General features: G+C 65.6%; 17 protein-coding genes. 11 read left to right on the top strand and 6 right to left on the bottom strand.

The annotated features are described in order from the left end of the window. The 4 genes from WS49_RS36605 to WS49_RS35475 form a co-directional block, all read left to right on the top strand. Positions 1–76: 4Fe-4S dicluster domain-containing protein (locus WS49_RS36605; protein ID WP_133168007.1), on the top strand; the 76-nt coding region annotated here is incomplete at its 5' end. 49 nt (positions 77–125) lie between these two features. Then, positions 126–1,319 carry a beta-ketothiolase BktB gene (bktB, locus tag WS49_RS32225; protein WP_059537306.1) on the top strand — a complete coding sequence of 398 codons (1,194 nt, stop codon included), beginning with the start codon at positions 126–128 and terminating at the stop codon, positions 1,317–1,319. Between the two features lie 38 nt (positions 1,320–1,357). Further along, positions 1,358–2,212 (top strand): 3-hydroxybutyryl-CoA dehydrogenase, encoded by an 855-nt coding sequence (locus tag WS49_RS32220; protein ID WP_059537302.1) that lies wholly within the window; start codon positions 1,358–1,360, stop codon positions 2,210–2,212. Between the two features lie 514 nt (positions 2,213–2,726). Then, complete coding sequence (locus tag WS49_RS35475) at positions 2,727–3,719, top strand: hypothetical protein (protein ID WP_156441486.1); 993 nt, start codon at positions 2,727–2,729, stop codon at positions 3,717–3,719. A 98-nt stretch (positions 3,720–3,817) separates the two neighbouring features. On the opposite strand, the gene WS49_RS35470 is transcribed toward WS49_RS35475, so the two are convergent. After that, entirely contained in the window at positions 3,818–4,093 is a 276-nt protein-coding gene (locus WS49_RS35470) for a hypothetical protein (protein WP_257127634.1), read from the bottom strand. Positions 4,094–4,464: 371 nt separating this feature from the next. Here WS49_RS35470 and WS49_RS35465 point away from each other — a divergent pair, with 371 nt between their 5' ends. Further along, positions 4,465–4,668 carry a hypothetical protein gene (locus WS49_RS35465; protein ID WP_156441485.1) on the top strand — a complete coding sequence of 68 codons (204 nt, stop codon included), beginning with the start codon at positions 4,465–4,467 and terminating at the stop codon, positions 4,666–4,668. A 286-nt stretch (positions 4,669–4,954) separates the two neighbouring features. Next, on the top strand, positions 4,955–8,476 hold the full coding sequence (locus WS49_RS32215) for a pyruvate carboxylase (RefSeq protein ID WP_059537298.1): 3,522 nt from the start codon (positions 4,955–4,957) through the stop codon (positions 8,474–8,476). A 146-nt stretch (positions 8,477–8,622) separates the two neighbouring features. Here the strand turns inward: WS49_RS32215 and deoC are convergent, their stop codons facing one another. Together deoC and WS49_RS32205 are read right to left on the bottom strand one after the other, a co-directional pair. Further along, positions 8,623–9,303, bottom strand: a complete 681-nt coding sequence (gene deoC, locus WS49_RS32210; protein ID WP_059537295.1) for a deoxyribose-phosphate aldolase — start codon at positions 9,301–9,303, stop codon at positions 8,623–8,625. A gap of 187 nt (positions 9,304–9,490) precedes the next feature. Continuing rightward, positions 9,491–10,351 carry a PhzF family phenazine biosynthesis protein gene (locus tag WS49_RS32205; protein ID WP_059537293.1) on the bottom strand — a complete coding sequence of 287 codons (861 nt, stop codon included), beginning with the start codon at positions 10,349–10,351 and terminating at the stop codon, positions 9,491–9,493. Between the two features lie 38 nt (positions 10,352–10,389). On the opposite strand from WS49_RS32205, the gene WS49_RS35460 reads away from it, so the two are divergent. Next, complete coding sequence (locus tag WS49_RS35460) at positions 10,390–10,722, top strand: hypothetical protein (protein ID WP_156441484.1); 333 nt, start codon at positions 10,390–10,392, stop codon at positions 10,720–10,722. A gap of 118 nt (positions 10,723–10,840) precedes the next feature. On the opposite strand, the gene WS49_RS32200 is transcribed toward WS49_RS35460, so the two are convergent. Next, positions 10,841–11,812 carry an AraC family transcriptional regulator gene (locus tag WS49_RS32200; protein ID WP_059537288.1) on the bottom strand — a complete coding sequence of 324 codons (972 nt, stop codon included), beginning with the start codon at positions 11,810–11,812 and terminating at the stop codon, positions 10,841–10,843. Positions 11,813–11,906: 94 nt separating this feature from the next. Between WS49_RS32200 and WS49_RS32195 the strand changes: the two genes are divergently transcribed. Both WS49_RS32195 and WS49_RS32190 read left to right on the top strand, forming a co-directional pair. Further along, on the top strand, positions 11,907–12,740 hold the full coding sequence (locus tag WS49_RS32195) for an oxidoreductase (RefSeq protein ID WP_059537285.1): 834 nt from the start codon (positions 11,907–11,909) through the stop codon (positions 12,738–12,740). 256 nt (positions 12,741–12,996) lie between these two features. Then, positions 12,997–13,833, top strand: a complete 837-nt coding sequence (locus tag WS49_RS32190) for an alpha/beta fold hydrolase (protein WP_059537282.1) — start codon at positions 12,997–12,999, stop codon at positions 13,831–13,833. A gap of 186 nt (positions 13,834–14,019) precedes the next feature. On the opposite strand, the gene WS49_RS32185 is transcribed toward WS49_RS32190, so the two are convergent. Continuing rightward, positions 14,020–15,426 carry a hypothetical protein gene (locus tag WS49_RS32185; protein WP_059537279.1) on the bottom strand — a complete coding sequence of 469 codons (1,407 nt, stop codon included), beginning with the start codon at positions 15,424–15,426 and terminating at the stop codon, positions 14,020–14,022. A 170-nt stretch (positions 15,427–15,596) separates the two neighbouring features. Further along, on the bottom strand, positions 15,597–16,358 hold the full coding sequence (locus WS49_RS32180; RefSeq protein WP_059537276.1) for a 2-keto-4-pentenoate hydratase: 762 nt from the start codon (positions 16,356–16,358) through the stop codon (positions 15,597–15,599). 264 nt (positions 16,359–16,622) lie between these two features. Here WS49_RS32180 and WS49_RS32175 point away from each other — a divergent pair, with 264 nt between their 5' ends. Further along, positions 16,623–17,102 carry a universal stress protein gene (locus tag WS49_RS32175; RefSeq protein WP_059537273.1) on the top strand — a complete coding sequence of 160 codons (480 nt, stop codon included), beginning with the start codon at positions 16,623–16,625 and terminating at the stop codon, positions 17,100–17,102. Between the two features lie 14 nt (positions 17,103–17,116). Next, complete coding sequence (locus WS49_RS32170) at positions 17,117–17,308, top strand: DUF2964 family protein (RefSeq protein ID WP_059537270.1); 192 nt, start codon at positions 17,117–17,119, stop codon at positions 17,306–17,308. The last annotated feature ends 338 nt before the right edge of the window (positions 17,309–17,646 follow it).

Genomic DNA, 17,646 nt, shown 5'->3' with positions numbered 1-17,646 from the left:
CATCAAGGACCCGACGCAGAACATCGTGTGGGTCACGCCGGAAGGCGGCGGCGGGCCGAATTACCCGAACATGTAACGCAAACGCATCCCCGCGCCCGCAGGCGCGAACGAACCGGAGTGAAACGATGAGCAATGCAGCGAAGGAAGTCGTGGTGGTGAGCGGTGTCCGTACCGCGATCGGCGATTTCGGCGGGAGCCTGAAGGATTTCTCGCCGACCGATCTCGGTGCGAAGGTCGTGAGCGAAGTGCTGTCGCGTGCGAACGTTTCGGGTGACGCGGTCGGGCATGTCGTGTTCGGCCACGTCGTGAATACCGAGCCGAAGGACATGTATCTCGCGCGCGTCGCGGCGATCAACGGCGGTGTCGCGCAGCACACGCCGGCGCTGACCGTGAACCGTCTGTGCGGCTCGGGCCTGCAGGCGATCGTGTCGGCCGCGCAAACGATCATGCTCGGCGATGCCGACGTCGCAATTGGCGGCGGCTCCGAGAACATGAGCCGCGCGCCGTACACCGTGCCGGCCGCTCGCTTCGGCCAGCGCATGGGCGATGCGAAGCTCGTCGACATGATGCTCGGCGCGCTGCACGACCCGTTCCAGACGATCCACATGGGCGTGACGGCCGAGAACGTCGCACGCAAGTACGGCATTTCGCGTGATGCGCAGGATGCGCTCGCGCTCGAATCGCATCGTCGTGCGGCGCGCGCGATCGCGGAAGGCCGCTTCAAGGACCAGATCCTGCCGATCTCGATCCGCACGAAGAAGGGCGAGGTCGCGTTCGACACCGACGAGCACGTGCGTCACGACGCCGGCCCGGACGATTTCACGAAGCTGAAGCCGGTGTTCGTGAAGGAGGACGGCACGGTGACGGCCGGCAACGCGTCGGGGATCAACGATGCCGCCGCCGCGGTGCTGATGATGAGCGCGGACGCCGCGCGCGCGCAAGGCGTGAAGCCGCTCGCGCGTTTGGTCGCATACGCGCATGCGGGCGTCGATCCGGCGTACATGGGCATCGGCCCGGTGCCGGCTACGCAGAAGGCGCTCGAGCGCGCGGGCCTGAAGATCGCCGATCTCGACGTGATCGAGGCGAACGAAGCGTTCGCCGCGCAGGCATGCGCGGTCACGCAGGAGCTCGGCCTCGATCCGGCCAAGGTCAACCCGAACGGCTCGGGCATTTCGCTCGGTCACCCGATCGGCGCGACGGGCGCGTTGATCACGGTCAAGGCGCTGTACGAGCTGAAGCGCATCGGCGGGCGTTATGCGCTCGTGACGATGTGTATCGGCGGCGGCCAGGGGATTGCGGCGATCTTCGAGAACATCTGATAATCGAACGCTCAGCACCCGAACACACAGGAATCGTCATGGCCATCGAAACCGTCGGCGTCGTGGGCGCCGGAACCATGGGCAACGGCATTGCGCAGACCGCCGCCGTTGCAGGACTGAACGTCGTGATGATCGACGTCAGCGATGCGGCACTCGACAAGGGTGTCGCCGCACTGAAGGGCAGCCTCGAGCGGCTCGTGTCGAAGGAGAAGCTCGACGCCGCCGCACGCGATGCCGCGCTTGCGCGCATCACGACGTCGACCGATTACGCGAAGCTTGCCGCGGTCGACATCGTGATCGAAGCCGCGACCGAAAACGTCGAGCTGAAGAGCCGCATCCTGAAGCAGATCGAGTCGGTCGCGCGGCCGGACGCGATCATCGCGACCAACACGTCGTCGATCTCGATTACCGCGCTCGCGGCGCTGCTCGCCGATCCGTCGCGCTTCGTCGGCATGCACTTCTTCAACCCGGTGCCGCTGATGCCGCTCGTCGAGATCATCCGAGGGCTGCAGACGAGCGACGCGACCGCGTCCGCCGTGCGCGCGCTGACCGAGCGTTTCGACAAGTCGCCGATCGGCGTGCGCAATGCGCCGGGCTTCGTCGTGAACCGGATCCTCGTGCCGATGATCAACGAAGCGTTCTTCGTGCTGGCCGAAGGCATCGCGTCGGCCGAGGAGATTGACGCGGGGATGAAGCTCGGTGCGAACCATCCGATCGGGCCGCTCGCGCTGGCGGACCTCGTCGGGCTCGACGTGTGTCTCGCGGTGATGGACGTGTTCCTGAAGGACTTCGGCGACACGAAGTACCGTGCGTGCCCGCTGCTGCGCGAAATGGTGTCGGCGGGGCGGCTGGGGCGCAAGACGGGGCGAGGGGTGTACGACTACAGTAAGTAAGCGGTGCCGCATGGTCGCGGCGAATCGGGTGCCCGATCGTCGCGGCCATGCATGTTTCCTGACCGACGGTCGTCGGTGCCGGACAAGAAAATTCTAAATATCAATCCCGTTCCCGAGTCCTTTCAGCAGCGTTTGTTTGAGTATCGAACCGTTGCTGTGCCGCTTCCCGCGGTATTTCGATCACATAGCAAACAGGTATGGCGATTAGTGTCGCCATCTTTACAAATAGACGTGAACGAACGCGCGGCGTGCGATTTCGTCTATCCGCACGATGTATCTGGAGCAGATCATGTCGCGCGGTTTGTGCTCGACCTATTGGTTCGTTGACATATTCGCTAACGTATCAAGCGAGCCACGCGAACAGGGTGTGTCGTGTTGGCACATGCCGAATGCTCTCGAGTCCGTGGCGGGTCCTTCGAAAAGATAGGTGCGTGGGCGAAACGTGCAGATCTAATCTCGCAACTCCATCGGGGATTTTTTGAGATGGCCTTTGCGGATAGTATCTGGCGATGGAGTGGGGCGTAACGCAGAGCCGGACAAATTTTCGCCACGCTCCTCTTTCATCTCGTCTTTTGCGGGCGTTTACGTGTCTCGAAATAGTCCACGTTGTAAGAAGAAACAGTTTGTTCCGTCAGATATCCCGGTCGTTGATTCCTCGCGCGTCATTCGATTGCCTAAGCATATGTTGGGAATTCCTGTTGTTGATGGAATTCCCGATCTCTTAAGCACTCGATGCATTAATTTTGCCATGGCGTTATTTTGTCTAATTGGATTTTTGGGTGTCGCCGTTGCACTTGTAATGGACAATCGAATCCAGTGGACGGTAGAGCTGGGAATTGTAGTGGGTGTATTAATTTTATTAATGGCGGGTTCCGCTATTGCGCTGACGCGCGAGGGATTGAAGGCAGGAGCATGGTTCCGAATCGATGAAGTCGGATTATCGTATGGCACTGGAACGTTGTCTGAGGGTGACGTGTTGTCCACGGGAGAACGAATTAACTGGGATGAAATAGTCCACAAACCGAATGCTGGATGTGACGTGCGAACCGAATACCGGACATACAGATCATTCACAAAGAATTTCGTGTTATGGCGTCGCTTGGCGACAGGTGAAATCGTCGAGCATCGTATCCCGATGCGACTTACGTCCAATATTGAGCGATGCGTTCGGTTCAAGAATCACGATGCACTGACTGTCGCGATCCTACGTGGCCTTGCCAGTCAATCCAGTTTACGTTTTGACCTTGATGTGTTCGTTGATGCAGGTGTGAATCCGGAAACTTGGATGCCGATGAAGCGGCCGCGATGGATGGCGAAATGTTCGTACGCATTGAGTTCCTTATTGGGCGTTTTGTTTGTCATGCAATTCGTATTGACATTGTCAATTTGGATGACGATTGGTGGGATGCTTGCAGTATCCGCCATCGCGTCTTTACTAGGAAATGCGCTGTGGAAAGGCTGCTATCGTGACTTGACTGGTATTGTCCGATTTGATGGTCATGAGTGAACGATCATGTTATGCGATATTTATCGCATAATGAAGTTTGTTTGAAGCGGGTGCATTCGCAAATCGTGCTAACTCGCATGATCGCAGATAGACTGATTTCAAATATCAAGTATTCTCAGATCCCGAGGCAACGTCCGCTTGAACATCGCGAGCAGCTGCATGCTGCCTTCGGCTGCAACGTGATCGCATGCCGCGCGGCCGGAGCGATCTGAATCATCATCAGCTCCGCGAACGCGTTGCGTGCGCGTGGCGCTGGGTGCCACGTTGGCTAACGCGTCGGCGAGTAGACCGGCCAGAAGCTCCCCATCGGCTCGGTGAGCGCCTTCAGCGCACGGTCGGCCTTCGTCGCGCGCCAGCGGCTCGTCGACGAACATCCGGTAATTGCTGTCAGCGTTGCGCGCGAGCGCATCGTCCAGGTCACCCGAACCCGCGTGCGATGCGGGCCAATGACCGGTCAGAAGCCTGAAGCACTGACGTTTCGTGCCCCATCGATCCGCGCGGCCGATCCGCCCCGGCGCACGAGATTTCAGAACTGAAACTTCGATTCCATATCTGCGCCGCTACCGGCCCGCGCTTCGCATCCGATCCCCGTACATCAACGCCGTCCGTCTTGTAGCGGACGTGGCCTGGTTTTTGCGTTAACCGGACGACATGCTCGATGTCCTCCCGTCTGACCAGTCTTTCCTGACGAAACGACACGGACACATCGAGAGGCGACTCGCTTTTCAATCGTAAGGTGAATGCAATGACTGGCAGCGGTAAACGAAACACGGTACCGGGCAACGACGCGCGCCGCGTAGCGCCGGAGCGCGAGGCGGACGCAGATCGATCCGCGACGACGCGCGAATCGTCCAGTGAACGACGCCCCGATACCAACTGGGCATGGGCAAAGGGAACGGCGGGCTACGACTGGATGGATCACGCACCGCTGTTCGATCACCGCGATTGATCCTGTCGCGAACGTAGGTCGTGCCGCGGGATCGCCCCGCGGTTCGACCGACGACGATCGATGACCGGCCGGAGAGCCGGTCCCTTATTTCCCGCTGGTCGGCTGGATGCTATTCGTCGTCGCGATGTCGATAGCGGCCATCCGGCGATCTGGCGAACATGTCGACTGGCGAAAGCCAGGGACGATGCAACCTCGAATGACCGACGCGTGAATCCGCACGCCGCCCAGCGAAGCAGGCGGGTGGAGGACGGCGCGTCGGCGAGCTCAATTCAACCATTCACTTTCCATGGCCGCCGTGACGCCTAACCCCATCCAGTCCATCCTGATCGCGAACCGCTCGGAAATCTCGATTCGCGTGATGCGTGCCGCCGCCGAACTGAACATGCGTACGGTGGCGGTGTATTCGAAGGAAGACCGCCTTGCGCTGCACCGCTTCAAGGCGGACGAGAGCTACCTGATCGGCGAAGGCAAGAAGCCGCTCGCCGCGTATCTCGACATCGACGACATCCTGCGCGTCGCGCGGCAGGCGAAGGTCGACGCGATCCACCCCGGCTACGGCTTCCTGTCCGAGAACCCCGATTTCGCGCAGGCCGTGATCGACGCCGGCATTCGCTGGATCGGCCCGTCGCCCGACGTGATGCGCACGCTTGGCAACAAGGTGGCCGCGCGCAATGCGGCGATCGCGGCCGGCGTGCCCGTGATGCCCGCGACCGAGCCGCTGCCGCACGATCTCGACGCGTGCCGGGCGCTGGCCGCGGAAGTCGGCTATCCGCTGATGCTCAAGGCGAGCTGGGGCGGCGGCGGGCGCGGGATGCGCGTACTGGAAAACGCTCAGGACCTCGAAACCTTGCTGCCGGTCGCGCGGCGCGAGGCGCTTGCCGCGTTCGGCAACGACGAGGTGTACGTCGAGAAACTCGTGCGCAATGCGCGGCACGTCGAGGTACAGATACTCGGTGACCTGCACGGCACGGTCGTGCATTTGTACGAGCGCGACTGCACGGTGCAGCGGCGCAACCAGAAGGTCGTCGAGCGCGCGCCGGCGCCGTATCTCGACGCCGCGGGCCGACAGGCGCTGTGCGAATCGGCGCTGCGCCTGATGCGCGCGGTCGGCTACACGCATGCAGGCACCGTCGAATTCCTGATGGATGCCGACACCGGCCAGTTCTACTTCATCGAGGTGAACCCGCGCATCCAGGTCGAGCACACGGTGACCGAGATGATCACCGGCATCGACATCGTGAAGGCGCAGATTCGCATCACGGAAGGCGGCCGGATCGGGCTGGCGGAGGACGTCGTGAACGGCGACGGCGCGATCGTCGAACGTGCGGCCGGCGTGCCCGCTCAGCAGGCGATTCCGCTGAACGGCAACGCGTTGCAATGCCGGATCACGACCGAGGATCCGGAGAACGACTTCCTGCCCGACTACGGGCGGCTCACGGCGTATCGCAGCGCGGCGGGCTTCGGCGTGCGCCTCGACGCCGGCACCGCCTATGGCGGCGCGGTGATCACGCCTTACTACGACTCGTTGCTGGTCAAGGTGACGACCTGGGCGCCGACGGCCGCCGAATCGATCCACCGGATGGATCGCGCGCTGCGCGAGTTCCGGATCCGCGGCGTCACCTCGAACCTGCAGTTCCTCGAGAACGTGATCAATCACCCGGCCTTCATCGCGGGCGACGTGACGACGCGATTCATCGACAGGACGCCTGAATTGCTCGCATTCGCGAAGCGCGGCGATCGCGCGACGAAGCTGCTGCGCTATCTCGGCGAGCTGAACGTGAACGGCAATGCCGAGATGAACGGCCGCACGCTGCCGGCGCTGCCGTTGTCGAAACCCGTGCTGCCGAAGGTCGATACGGCGATGCCGATTCCGGCCGGCACGCGCGATCGCCTGCGCGAGCTCGGCCCCGAGAAGTTCGCGCGCTGGATGCTCGACCAGAAGCGGGTGCTGCTGACCGACACGACGATGCGCGACGCGCACCAGTCGCTGTTCGCGACGCGCATGCGCACGGCCGACATGCTGCCGATCGCGCCGTTCTACGCGCGCGAGCTGTCGCAGCTGTTCTCGCTCGAATGCTGGGGCGGCGCGACCTTCGACGTCGCGCTGCGCTTCCTGAAGGAAGACCCGTGGGAACGCCTTGCGCTGCTGCGCGAACGCGTGCCGAACATCCTGTTCCAGATGCTGCTGCGTGGCTCGAACGCGGTCGGCTACACGAACTACGCGGACAACGTCGTGCGCTTCTTCGTGCAGCAGGCCGCAAGCGCGGGCGTCGACGTGTTCCGCGTGTTCGATTCGCTGAACTGGGTGCGCAACATGCGCGTGGCGATCGATGCGGTCGGCGAGAGCGGGATGCTGTGCGAAGGCGCGATCTGCTACACCGGCGACCTGTTCGACACGTCGCGCTCGAAGTACGACCTCAAGTATTACGTCGGCATCGCGCGCGAATTGCAGCAAGCCGGCGTGCACGTGCTCGGCATCAAGGACATGGCCGGTATCTGCCGTCCGCAGGCGGTCGCCACACTTGTGAAGGCGCTCAAGGAAGAAACCGGGCTGCCCGTGCATTTCCATACGCACGACACGAGCGGGATCGCGGCGGCGTCGGTGCTCGCGGCGGTCGGTGCGGGCTGCGATGCGGTGGACGGCGCGCTCGATGCGATGAGCGGGCTCACGTCGCAACCGAACCTGTCGAGCATCGCGGCGGCGCTGGCCGGCGGCGAGCGCGATCCGGGGCTGGACCAGGACCGCCTGCACGAAGCCTCGATGTATTGGGAAGGCGTGCGCCGGTATTACGCGCCGTTCGAATCGGAGATTCGCGCGGGCACGGCCGACGTGTACCGCCACGAAATGCCCGGCGGCCAGTACACGAACCTGCGCGAGCAGGCGCGCTCGCTCGGCATCGATCATCGCTGGACCGAGGTGTCGCGCGCGTATGCGGACGTGAACCGCCTGTTCGGCGACATCGTGAAGGTCACGCCGACGTCGAAGGTGGTCGGCGACATGGCGCTGATGATGGTCGCGAACGACCTCGCCGTGGACGACGTGCGCAATCCGGACAAGGACATCGCATTCCCCGAGTCGGTCGTGTCGCTGTTCAAGGGCGAGCTGGGCTTCCCGCCCGACGGCTTCCCGGCGGACCTGTCGCGCAAGGTGCTCAAGAGCGAGCCGCCGGCGCCGTATCGTCCCGGCGACCAGATCCCGCCGGTCGACCTCGATGCGGTACGCAAGCAGGCCGAGGCCGCGTGCGAGCAGCCGCTCGACGACCGTCAACTCGCGTCGTACCTGATGTATCCGAAACAGACGGTCGACTATTACGCGCACGTGCGTGCATACAGCGACACGTCGGTCGTGCCGACGCCGGCGTTCCTGTACGGACTGCAGCCGCAGGAGGAAGTGGCCATCGACATCGAGCCGGGCAAGACGCTGCTCGTGTCGCTGCAGGGCCAGCATGCCGATGCGCAGGACGGCATCGTGAAGGTGCTGTTCGAGCTGAACGGTCAGTCGCGTTCGGTGCTGGTCGAGCAGAAGAGCGTCGTGCAGGCGGGCAAGGAGCGTCATGGCCTGCAGCGCGCCGATCCGGCGAATCCGCTGCACGTGGCCGCGCCGATGCCGGGCTCGGTCGTGACGGTGGCCGTGCAACCGGGGCAGCGTGTGTCGGCCGGCACGACGCTGATCGCGCTCGAGGCGATGAAGATGGAAACGCACATCGCGGCCGAGCGCGACTGCGAGATCGCGGCCGTGCATGTGAAGCCGGGTGATCGGGTCGCGGCGAAGGATCTGCTGATCGAGTTGAAAGACCCGACGCAATGAGGGGGGCCGCGATCGGTCGTGCGTGGTGACCGAGCGGTGCATCGCAACCGGCACGCCGCCTGGTGGGGGCGGCGTGCCGAACTGTCCGGCGTCGGCTGCCTGCGCGTCGTTACGTGCCGACGCGCAGGCAGCCGGTCCGCCATCGGTCAGTACGCCGCGTCGCTGCCGCCCTGGTCGGTGACGATCGCCACGCCCGAACTCGTGCCGAGCCGCGTCGCGCCGGCCTCGAGCATCGCAAGCGCGGTGGCGCGGTCGCGCACGCCGCCCGATGCCTTCACGCCGAGCACGGGGCCGACCGCGCGGCGCATCAGCGCGACGTCCTCGAGTGTCGCGCCGCCGTGACCGAAGCCGGTCGACGTCTTCACGAACGCGACGCCGAGGTCGCGGCACATCTCGCACACGCGCACCTTCTCGTCGTCGGTCAGCAACCCCGTTTCGAGGATCACCTTGAGGTGCACCGTGCCGCAGGCGCGGTGCACCGCGTCGATGTCGGCCTTCACGTCGTCGTCGCGGCCGCTCTTCAGCGCGCCGAGGTTGATCACCATGTCGATCTCGCGCGCGCCCGCCGCGATCGCGGCCGACGCTTCGAACGCCTTCGCGGCGGACAGGCCCGCGCCGAGCGGGAAGCCGACCACCGCGCACACGAGCACGCCGGTGTCGGCCAGCTCGCGCGCGGCGAGCGGCACGTTCGCCGAATTCACGCAGACCGAATAGAAGCGATGCTCGGCCGCCTGGCGGCAGAGTTCGCGGATCTGCGCGTCGCTCGCGTCGGGCGCGAGCAGCGTGTGATCGATGGTTTGGGCGAGCTGGGCGTTGGAAAGCGGCATGTGTCGAAACTCCACGGATCGTGTGCCGAAAAGGTACACGGAAAGTTGATGTTTTCACATCGGTTTGTGACGAACGCGACATCGCTGATGAGGGTGCTGCGAGGGCATCCGTCGTCCCCGACGACCGTGCCCAGGCCGAGGCTGACGCCGCATGAGGCGACGGTGTGAAAGATCGGGCGCGCCGCCGCTATACGTCGACGACTCCGCGCCCGAGTGCCACCACACGGCCGCCGACGCCGATCGCGCCGTGCTCGCTGACCGACAACCGAAGCAGGCAAGGCCGGCCGACGGCTTCGCCTTGTTCGACCTGAAACGCGGCGGGCAGCGGATGACCGGCTGCAAGCAGCCAGCCGCCGAGATTCGCGCAGGCCGAGCCGGTGCCCGGGTCTTCAAAAATCCCGCCGCCCTGTTTCGCAAAGAAATAGCGGGAGACCACTTTCCCGGGGCGATTCGCTTCGAACGCGAACACGTAGGCGGTCTTGCGGCCGAGGCTGCTGGTCGGCCAGATATCCAGGCAGGCGCTGTCGGGCCGGGCGCGGCGCACGGCGGCCGGGTCCTTGACCGCGACCAGCAACTGATCGGCGCCCGTATCGACCCAGCGCGGCGGCGCGAGCAAATCGTCCTGCGTCAGCCCCAGCATGGCGGCCGTTTCGGCATCGGACAATGCGCATGGTGCCGTTTTCGGCACGCCGGCGTGCGGCGCTATGAACGTCCACACGTCGCCGGTGGCCTTGACGTCGACCACGCAGGCCTTGAATTCGAGCGAAAAATCGTTGCCGGCATTCAGCAGATCGCGTAAGACATGCGCGGTGCCGAGCGTCGGATGGCCCGCGAACGCCATTTCATGGCCGGGCGTGAAGATGCGCACGCGTGCACGCGCACGCTCCGACGGCAGCACGAAGGTCGTTTCCGACAGGTTGAACTGCACGGCCAGTGCCTGCATGGTCGCGTCGTCCATGCCGCGCGCATCCTCGAACACGCAGAGCGGGTTGCCGCCGAACGTGGATTCGGCGAATACGTTGAGCAGGCGGAACGCGTACTGTGTCATCGGGATCTCGCGTGGGCGGGTCTTGCCGGTCGGGGCGCGTGAGCATCGACGGCGTGTCGGGCTGCTTCGGCGCGATCCCGTATTCTGCCGGACGCATTGCGCCGATCGATACGCGGCCGATCGGAATTTCAGTTTTCATGCATCATCGGGTCTGTCCGATTCGTCGACGGCGATCCGGCCCGGGCATTCCAAATTTCGCAATGATCGCGGATATTTTTTCGCCGGAGCGCGCGGTCGCCCGAGAATCCGTAATCATTCGATTCGATCACGCCGCCGCCGTGCCCATGCAACGCACGACGCTTGCCGAATCAGTCAGGCAGGAGGAAGACATGGCGCTGCTGAATCCCCGATCTGCCGCGGCAATTCCGTGACGGGGAACGCCCGGCCCCCGGTATGGGCGGCCCAGACGCAGGACATCCGGGGCATGACCGCGCTCATCCTGAAGTCGCTGGCGGATCTGGTGCGCGACGCCGCCAGCGGCTCAGCCAGTCAGTGCGACGACACGAACACCGCATCGTCGAACGCCGCCGGAATCGCGAACTGCGCACGCATGCGCTTCGTTTCTTGCGCGGGCGTCTGGCCGAACAGCCGTTTGAATTCCCGGCTGAACTGCGACGCGCTCGCATAACCGACCGCATGGCCGGCCGCCTCCGCGGTCAGGTCCTGGCGCACCATCAACAGGCGCGCCTGATGCAGCCGCGTCGACTTCAGGTACTGCATCGGCGACACCTGCGTGATCGCCTTGAAGTGGGCGTGGAAGCTCGGCACGCTCATGCCGGCTTCCGCGGCCAGTTGCGTCACGTCGAGCGATTGCGCGTAGTCGGCGTGGATCATGCGCAGCGAACGGCCGATCCGGCCGAACTGTCCACGCATCGCCAGCGCGTTCCTCATTGCGCCGCCCTGCGCGCCGGTGAGCACGCGGAAATACAGCTCGCGCAGCAACCCGGGGCCGAGCACCGCCGCTTCGAGCGGGCGTTGCATCGCCTCGACGAAACGCAGCACGGTCGCGTGCATCGCATCGTCCATCGGCGTCGACATCATGCTTTTCGGCGCCTGCACGGGTTCGGCGATTCCCTCGCGATCGATCCGCGCGGCCAGTTCGGCGGCCATCGGGAAATCGAGGTGCAGATACAGCGCGAGCAGCGGGCGCTCCGCCGTTGCGTCGGTTTCCATGCTGAACGGCACGGGCACCGATACGGCCAGGTAGTGATCCTCGTCGTACAGATAGCGTTCGCCGCCGAAATAGCCGCGCTTGCTCCCTTGGCACACGATCACGATGCCCGGGTCGTACAGCACCGGCGTGCGGGATAGCGCGCGGTTCGAACGCAGGATGCGCACGCTCGGCAGCGCGGTCAGGTTGTAGCCTTCGTCCGGCGCCAACGCATGCAGCAACGCGATCAGGCGTTTGCGGCCGCGCGCGGGCAGCGACGGCGAGCGGGGCGGGAAGGGTGCGGTGCTCATAGTTTCAGGCAAGAAATTCAGCGGAATCGGGCTTATTCGACGTGGTTCGTCAGACTAGCATGCATGCTTCGATCGACATTCGGGAGAAGTTCACATGGCATCCGGCAACATCATGCTCATCACCGGCGTCAGCAGCGGCTTCGGCCGTGCGCTCGCGCAAGCGGCCCTGGCCGCGGGTCATACGGTGGTCGGCACCGTGAGAAGCGAAGCGGCAAAACGGGCGTTCGAGGCGCTGTCCCCGCGTGCGGCCCTCGGGCGCGTGCTCGACGTGACCGACTTCGAGCGCATCGACGGTATCGTCGCGGAAATCGAGTCGAGCGTCGGCCCCGTCGACGTGCTGGTGAACAATGCCGGCTACGGGCACGAAGGCATCATGGAGGAGTCGCCGCTGTCGGAGATGCGTCGGCAGTTCGACGTGAACGTGTTCGGCGCCGTCGCGATGATGAAGGCCGTCGTGCCGTTCATGCGCGAACGCCGGCGCGGCCGCATCCTGAACATCACGTCGATGGGCGGCCACATCACGATGCCCGGCATTGCCTATTACTGCGGCAGCAAGTTCGCGCTGGAAGGGATTTCCGAGACGCTCGGCAAGGAGCTCGAGCCGTTCGGCATCGCGGTGACGGCGGTGGCGCCGGGCTCGTTCCGTACCGACTGGGCCGGTCGTTCGATGACGCGAACGCCGCGTTCGATCGCCGATTACGACGCGCTCTTCGATCCGATCCGCCAGGCGCGCGAGGAGAAAAACGGTCGCCAATCGGGCGATCCGGCGAAGGCGGCACGCGCGATGCTGGCGCTCATCGCGGCGGATCGTCCGCCGGCGCATCTGCTGCTCGGCAGCGATGCGCTTCGGCTCGTGCGCGCCAAATGGTCGGCGCTGGAAGACGAAATTCGTACGTGGGAGGCGGTGACCGTGTCGACGGACGGTTGACGCGCGATCGGCGGTACGTGACGCGTCACACGGCGGGTGGTGTTGAAAGTCACGCCTGCGGGCACCGTTGCGCGCAGGAGGCCCGATGCATGACGGTATGTAATTGGTTTCATGACACGGTCGCGGTTTTCCGCTACAACACTGGGGTGCTGCGTCGACCGACGCGGTGTGCCACCGCGCCGCAGTTCGTGACCGACACCCGCCCGGGTGGCCGGCCGGCACGTGATGTTCACCTACCTCAAAGGAGCCTGCAGCCATGCCGTACATCACCACGAAGGACAACGTCGACATCTTCTACAAGGATTGGGGCCCGAAGGATGCGCAGCCGATCATGTTCCACCATGGCTGGCCGCTGTCTTCCGACGACTGGGATGCCCAACTGCTGTTCTTCGTTCAGAAGGGCTACCGCGTGGTCGCGCACGATCGCCGCGGCCACGGCCGGTCGGCGCAGGTTTCCGACGGCCACGACATGGATCACTACGCGGCGGACGCGTTCGCGGTGGCCGAAGCGCTCGACCTGCGCAACGCGGTGCATATCGGTCACTCGACCGGCGGCGGCGAAGTCGCGCGCTACGTGGCCCGCCACGGCGAGCCGGCCGGACGCGTTGCGAAGGCGGTGCTGGTCAGCGCGGTGCCGCCGCTGATGCTGAAGACGGACGCGAACCCGGAAGGCCTGCCGCTCGAGGTTTTCGACGGTTTCCGCAAGGCGCTCGCCGACAATCGCGCGCAGTTCTTCCTGGACGTGCCGTCGGGCCCGTTCTACGGCTTCAACCGGCCGGGCGCAGTGGTGCACCAGGGCGTGATCCAGAACTGGTGGCGCCAGGGCATGATCGGCGGCGCGAAGGCGCACTACGAAGGCATCAAGGCGTTCTCGGAAACGGACCAGACCGAAGACCTGCGCTCGATCTCGGTGCCGACGCTCGTGCTGCACGGCGAAGACGACCAGATCGTGCCGATCGCGGACTCGGCGCTGAAGTCGGTCAAGCTGCTGAAGAACGGCACGCTGAAGACGTATCCGGGCTATTCGCACGGGATGCTGACGGTCAATGCCGACGTGCTGAACGCCGATCTGCTGGCCTTCATCCAGTCGTAATGCTAACGGCGCATGCCCGCTTTCGCGGGCTGCGCCGTGCTGGCCGGTCACGCCGGCCGCCTCGGCTCCGATTTGCTTCGGCATCCTGTGCGTTGTGCAGCGCGAGGACATCGCGTCGACTTGCCACCGAGCCGATGTGTCGGCTGCGTCGCGCGTGCGGCCGGACCGCGCCGCACGCGTCACGCATCACGCATCGTTTGCGGCGCTGTCGCCGACATCGCCTTCGATCGCGGCCATCAGATCGTCGACGCCCACCATCAGCGCTCGAACCTGGCGCAGCGATTCGTACTGATGCAGCACCGCGCGCCATGACGGCAGTTCCAGCAGCGCTTGCCAGACGACACCGAGGCCGTGCGGATCGGCATCCGCGTGCCGTGCCAGCGCGCTCGCGTATTCAAGACTCGCCGGCGCCGACAGCAGCTGCATCCGGCTCGCGGCACCCAGCAGGCGCGGCGCGGGATCTGCCGACGCATCGCAGCAATACAGCACCTCGCGCTGCAGTGCCGCGTCGTCGATCGTCAGCGCGTGCAGCGACGCGCCGTGCAGGCGTACCGCGCCTTCGCGCGTATCGAACGCATAGACGGTGTCCGGATCGGCTTGCGCGAGCAGGCTCAGGCCGCGCAGCAGGCGCGGCAGGTCGGTGGTCGCGGCATCCGCGGATGCTTTCGCTTCGACGAGAAACAGGACGTGCCACGCTGCGGACGGATCGTCGCCGCGCGCACGCTCGAGCAGCACCGCATCCCACTCGGTTTTCGCGCGGTCGTGCTTGCCGGGTATCGAGGCCGGCACGCGCATCGACGTGACCACGCGATACGTGCGGTGCGCGTCGCTCGCATCGAGCTGCGCGGCCAGGGCATCGAGCGCCTGCGCGGCCAGCGCTTCGACGGCCGCGCCCCGCTGTTGCGACGAGACGCCTTGTGCGACGGCGAGCGCGCTGCCTTCGAGCGGACCCTGGCGGCTCCACAGCGTGCGGTACCGCTGGACGTCCGGATCCGGCGACAGTGCATCGAGACGCTGCAGCCGGGCGAGCGCGGCGCTGTCCTTCAGTTTGGCGATGTCCTGTTCGAACGCGGTATCGGTCGCCATCTCCGGTTGCGCGAGCAGGTGCCGCAGCGTGGCATCGAGGTCGTCCCACGATGCGGCGGCCGCGGCCGCATGCAGCCGTGCGAGCGGCTCGCGTTGCCATGCCTGTGCACGCCGTTCGAGCCGGGCCGGATGCGCGATCGTGTTGACGGCCGAGCGCAGCGTGCGCCGATCCTGCTCGGCATGCGCGGCGAGCGACGCGTATTCGCGCACGGCCGCGGCACCATGTCGAAGCACCGCGGCCTGGAATGCGGGGTCGCCGGATTGTGCGTCCATCGCGTCGCCGATCATCCGCGCGAGCGCGTCGATGAAGCGGCGTTGCAATGCCGGGGCGGGCGTGAGGCCGTCGGCCTGCATCCGGCGTGCTTCCTCGATCACGATGGCGATGATGGTGGCCGGGTTCGCGGCGTCGGTCAGCGACGCTGCGCGCACGAACGGCGGCAGCCGGTAGCGGCGATCGACGGTTCTCAGGACTTCGTCCAGCAGGGCAGGCAACGGTGTCGGCGGCATGGCGAATGACGGGAGGGGCACGCGGTCCGCGCGTGACGGGCGATGTGCAACGGTATCACGCAGTGCCCGCATGCTGCAGCGTGTGCTGCGGTGAAGCTGCCGTTCGCGTGGCGCCCCACTGCGCGCGGACGACGAAACGCGCGGCGTTGCCCGTCGCCCGCCGCCGGACGTCAGGCCGTCAGCGTCACCGACAGGCTGCCGAGTTCGCCGAAGCGCACCGTCAGCGCATCGCCGAGCGGCACGTCGATCGCACCCGCATACGAACCGGTCGTCACGATCTGGCCGGCACGCGCGCCGTCGCCGCGCGATGCGAGGAAATTGACCAGCCACACGAGCGGCTTGAGCGGATCGCCGTCCGGATGACGGCCGTCGATCGTGCGATTCAGCGCGCCCTCGAACGACAGCGCGAGCGTCTCGAGCGGCGCGTTCAATCCGTCGGGCACGACGGGCCCCACGCACAATCCCTGGTTGAACTGTCCGTCGGCGAGCAGTTCGAACTTCGACGCGCGCGCGGGCTCCGCATAGCGGCAACCCAGCACCTCGAGCACGATGCGCACTTCGCGGATCGCGCCGCGCACGTCGTTCTCGTCGTATGGCTGCGCGCGGGCGGGCAGGTCGCGGTCGAGCACGAACGCGATCTCCGGCTCGATCCGCACGATCGGGCCGCCGACGACGCGATACGGCGCATCGGCTTCGCGGATCGTCGACGCGAAGATCGGCGCGACGATCACGCGGTCGGGCGGCGGCAGCGCACATTTCCATCCGCCGATGGCTTCGCCGAGCAGATCGGCGACGCGATGCTGGATCGCCAGCGCGGTATCGACGTTCTCGGGACGCAAGGCGTCGGGCAGCAGCGGGCCGGGCATGCCGGCATGGCGGGCGGCGACGAGATGCTGGGCGGCGCCGTCCACGCGTTCGGTAGTCGTTGTCATGTCGGTTGAGCGAGTTGAAAGTGGGCCGGCAAAAAAGGGCCGGACGAAGGTCGCAACGTCGATGATAGCGCCTTCGGCGCCATGGCCGCCCGGTTGCGCGGTGCGGCCGCGCGGACGGCGCGCCGTTTTTGCGCGTGGCGCTTTGCCGCACGCCGCGTTTTTGGTGGACCTTGATCGCCGTCAAGCTTCGAACCGGCTGTCCGCCGATGATGGGGACATGGCCGCACGCGACCGCGCGCGGCAACTCACCCCAGCGAGGTTCGCATGTACAAGAAGATCATGGTGGCCATCGACGGCAGCGCTTCGTCGAAACAGGCGCTTGCCGAGGCAGTGAAGGTGGCGGTGGCGGGCGATACGCACGTCAGCGTCGTGTACGTGGTCGACAAGTCGGTGCTGTTCACGTACGCGGGTCGTTTCGATCCGCACGCGCTCATCGAGGAAATCCGCGACGACGGGCGCAAGGTGCTGCGTGAAGCCGAACAGGTTCTCGCGCAGGCCGGCGCGAAGGGCGAGGCCGAACTCGTCGAAACCGAGAGCATCGGCGAGGACGTCGCGGAGCGCCTGCAGCGTTACGTGAAGGAGCGCGGGATCGACCTCGCGGTGGTCGGCACGCACGGGCGGCGCGGCATCCGGCGCGTGCTGCTCGGGAGCGTCGCCGAGCGCTTCGTGCGTGGCTCGAAGTGCCCGGTGCTGCTGATTCGCGGCGACGATACCGGCGAGCCGGCGTCCGCCGCGGCAGCCTGACGCGGCGGCGCGCGATGATACGTCGTCAATACCGGATCGTCGTCGCGGCGATTGCCGTATTCGTGTCGCTCGCCGGGATGATGGCCGTGGTGACGGGGCTGCTGTTCGACGAAACGATCGCGCTGCGTGGCGGCGCGGTCGCGTTGATCGTCGGCGTGGCCGGCTTCGTCATCATGCTCAACCCGGGGCCGAAGGGCGAGGGGTGACGCGCGGCACTTCTCCGATTTCATGCAGGACCGGAACCGCAGCAGCACCGCCGGTCCGGCTTTCCGCGTCTTTCCGTCCGTCATGTCCGGCGCATTCGCGCCATCCTGCCCGGCCGGCATCTCCCTGGCCGGCATCTCTCATCTCATCGATTCCGCATCGGGCAGCGCACGCTTCGATTGAATGACGCGCGTGCACGAGCACGCCGCTTCTTATCTCATCGCGGCGGTCGAGTCCTGTCCTCGCCGCTTTCCTTCGGCGGCATGCCCGTATTTGATCCGGCCTGACACGGCAGCCGGTCGCGCGCATGCGGCCGCGACTCGTGCGTGATTGCATCGCG

The organism is Burkholderia sp. RF7-non_BP4 (assembly GCF_001521935.1).
In the GTDB taxonomy this organism is placed as follows: Bacteria; Pseudomonadota; Gammaproteobacteria; order Burkholderiales; family Burkholderiaceae; genus Burkholderia; species Burkholderia diffusa.
The sequence above is the reverse complement of the archived record's forward strand: the minus strand, read 5'-3'. Positions and strand labels throughout refer to the sequence as shown.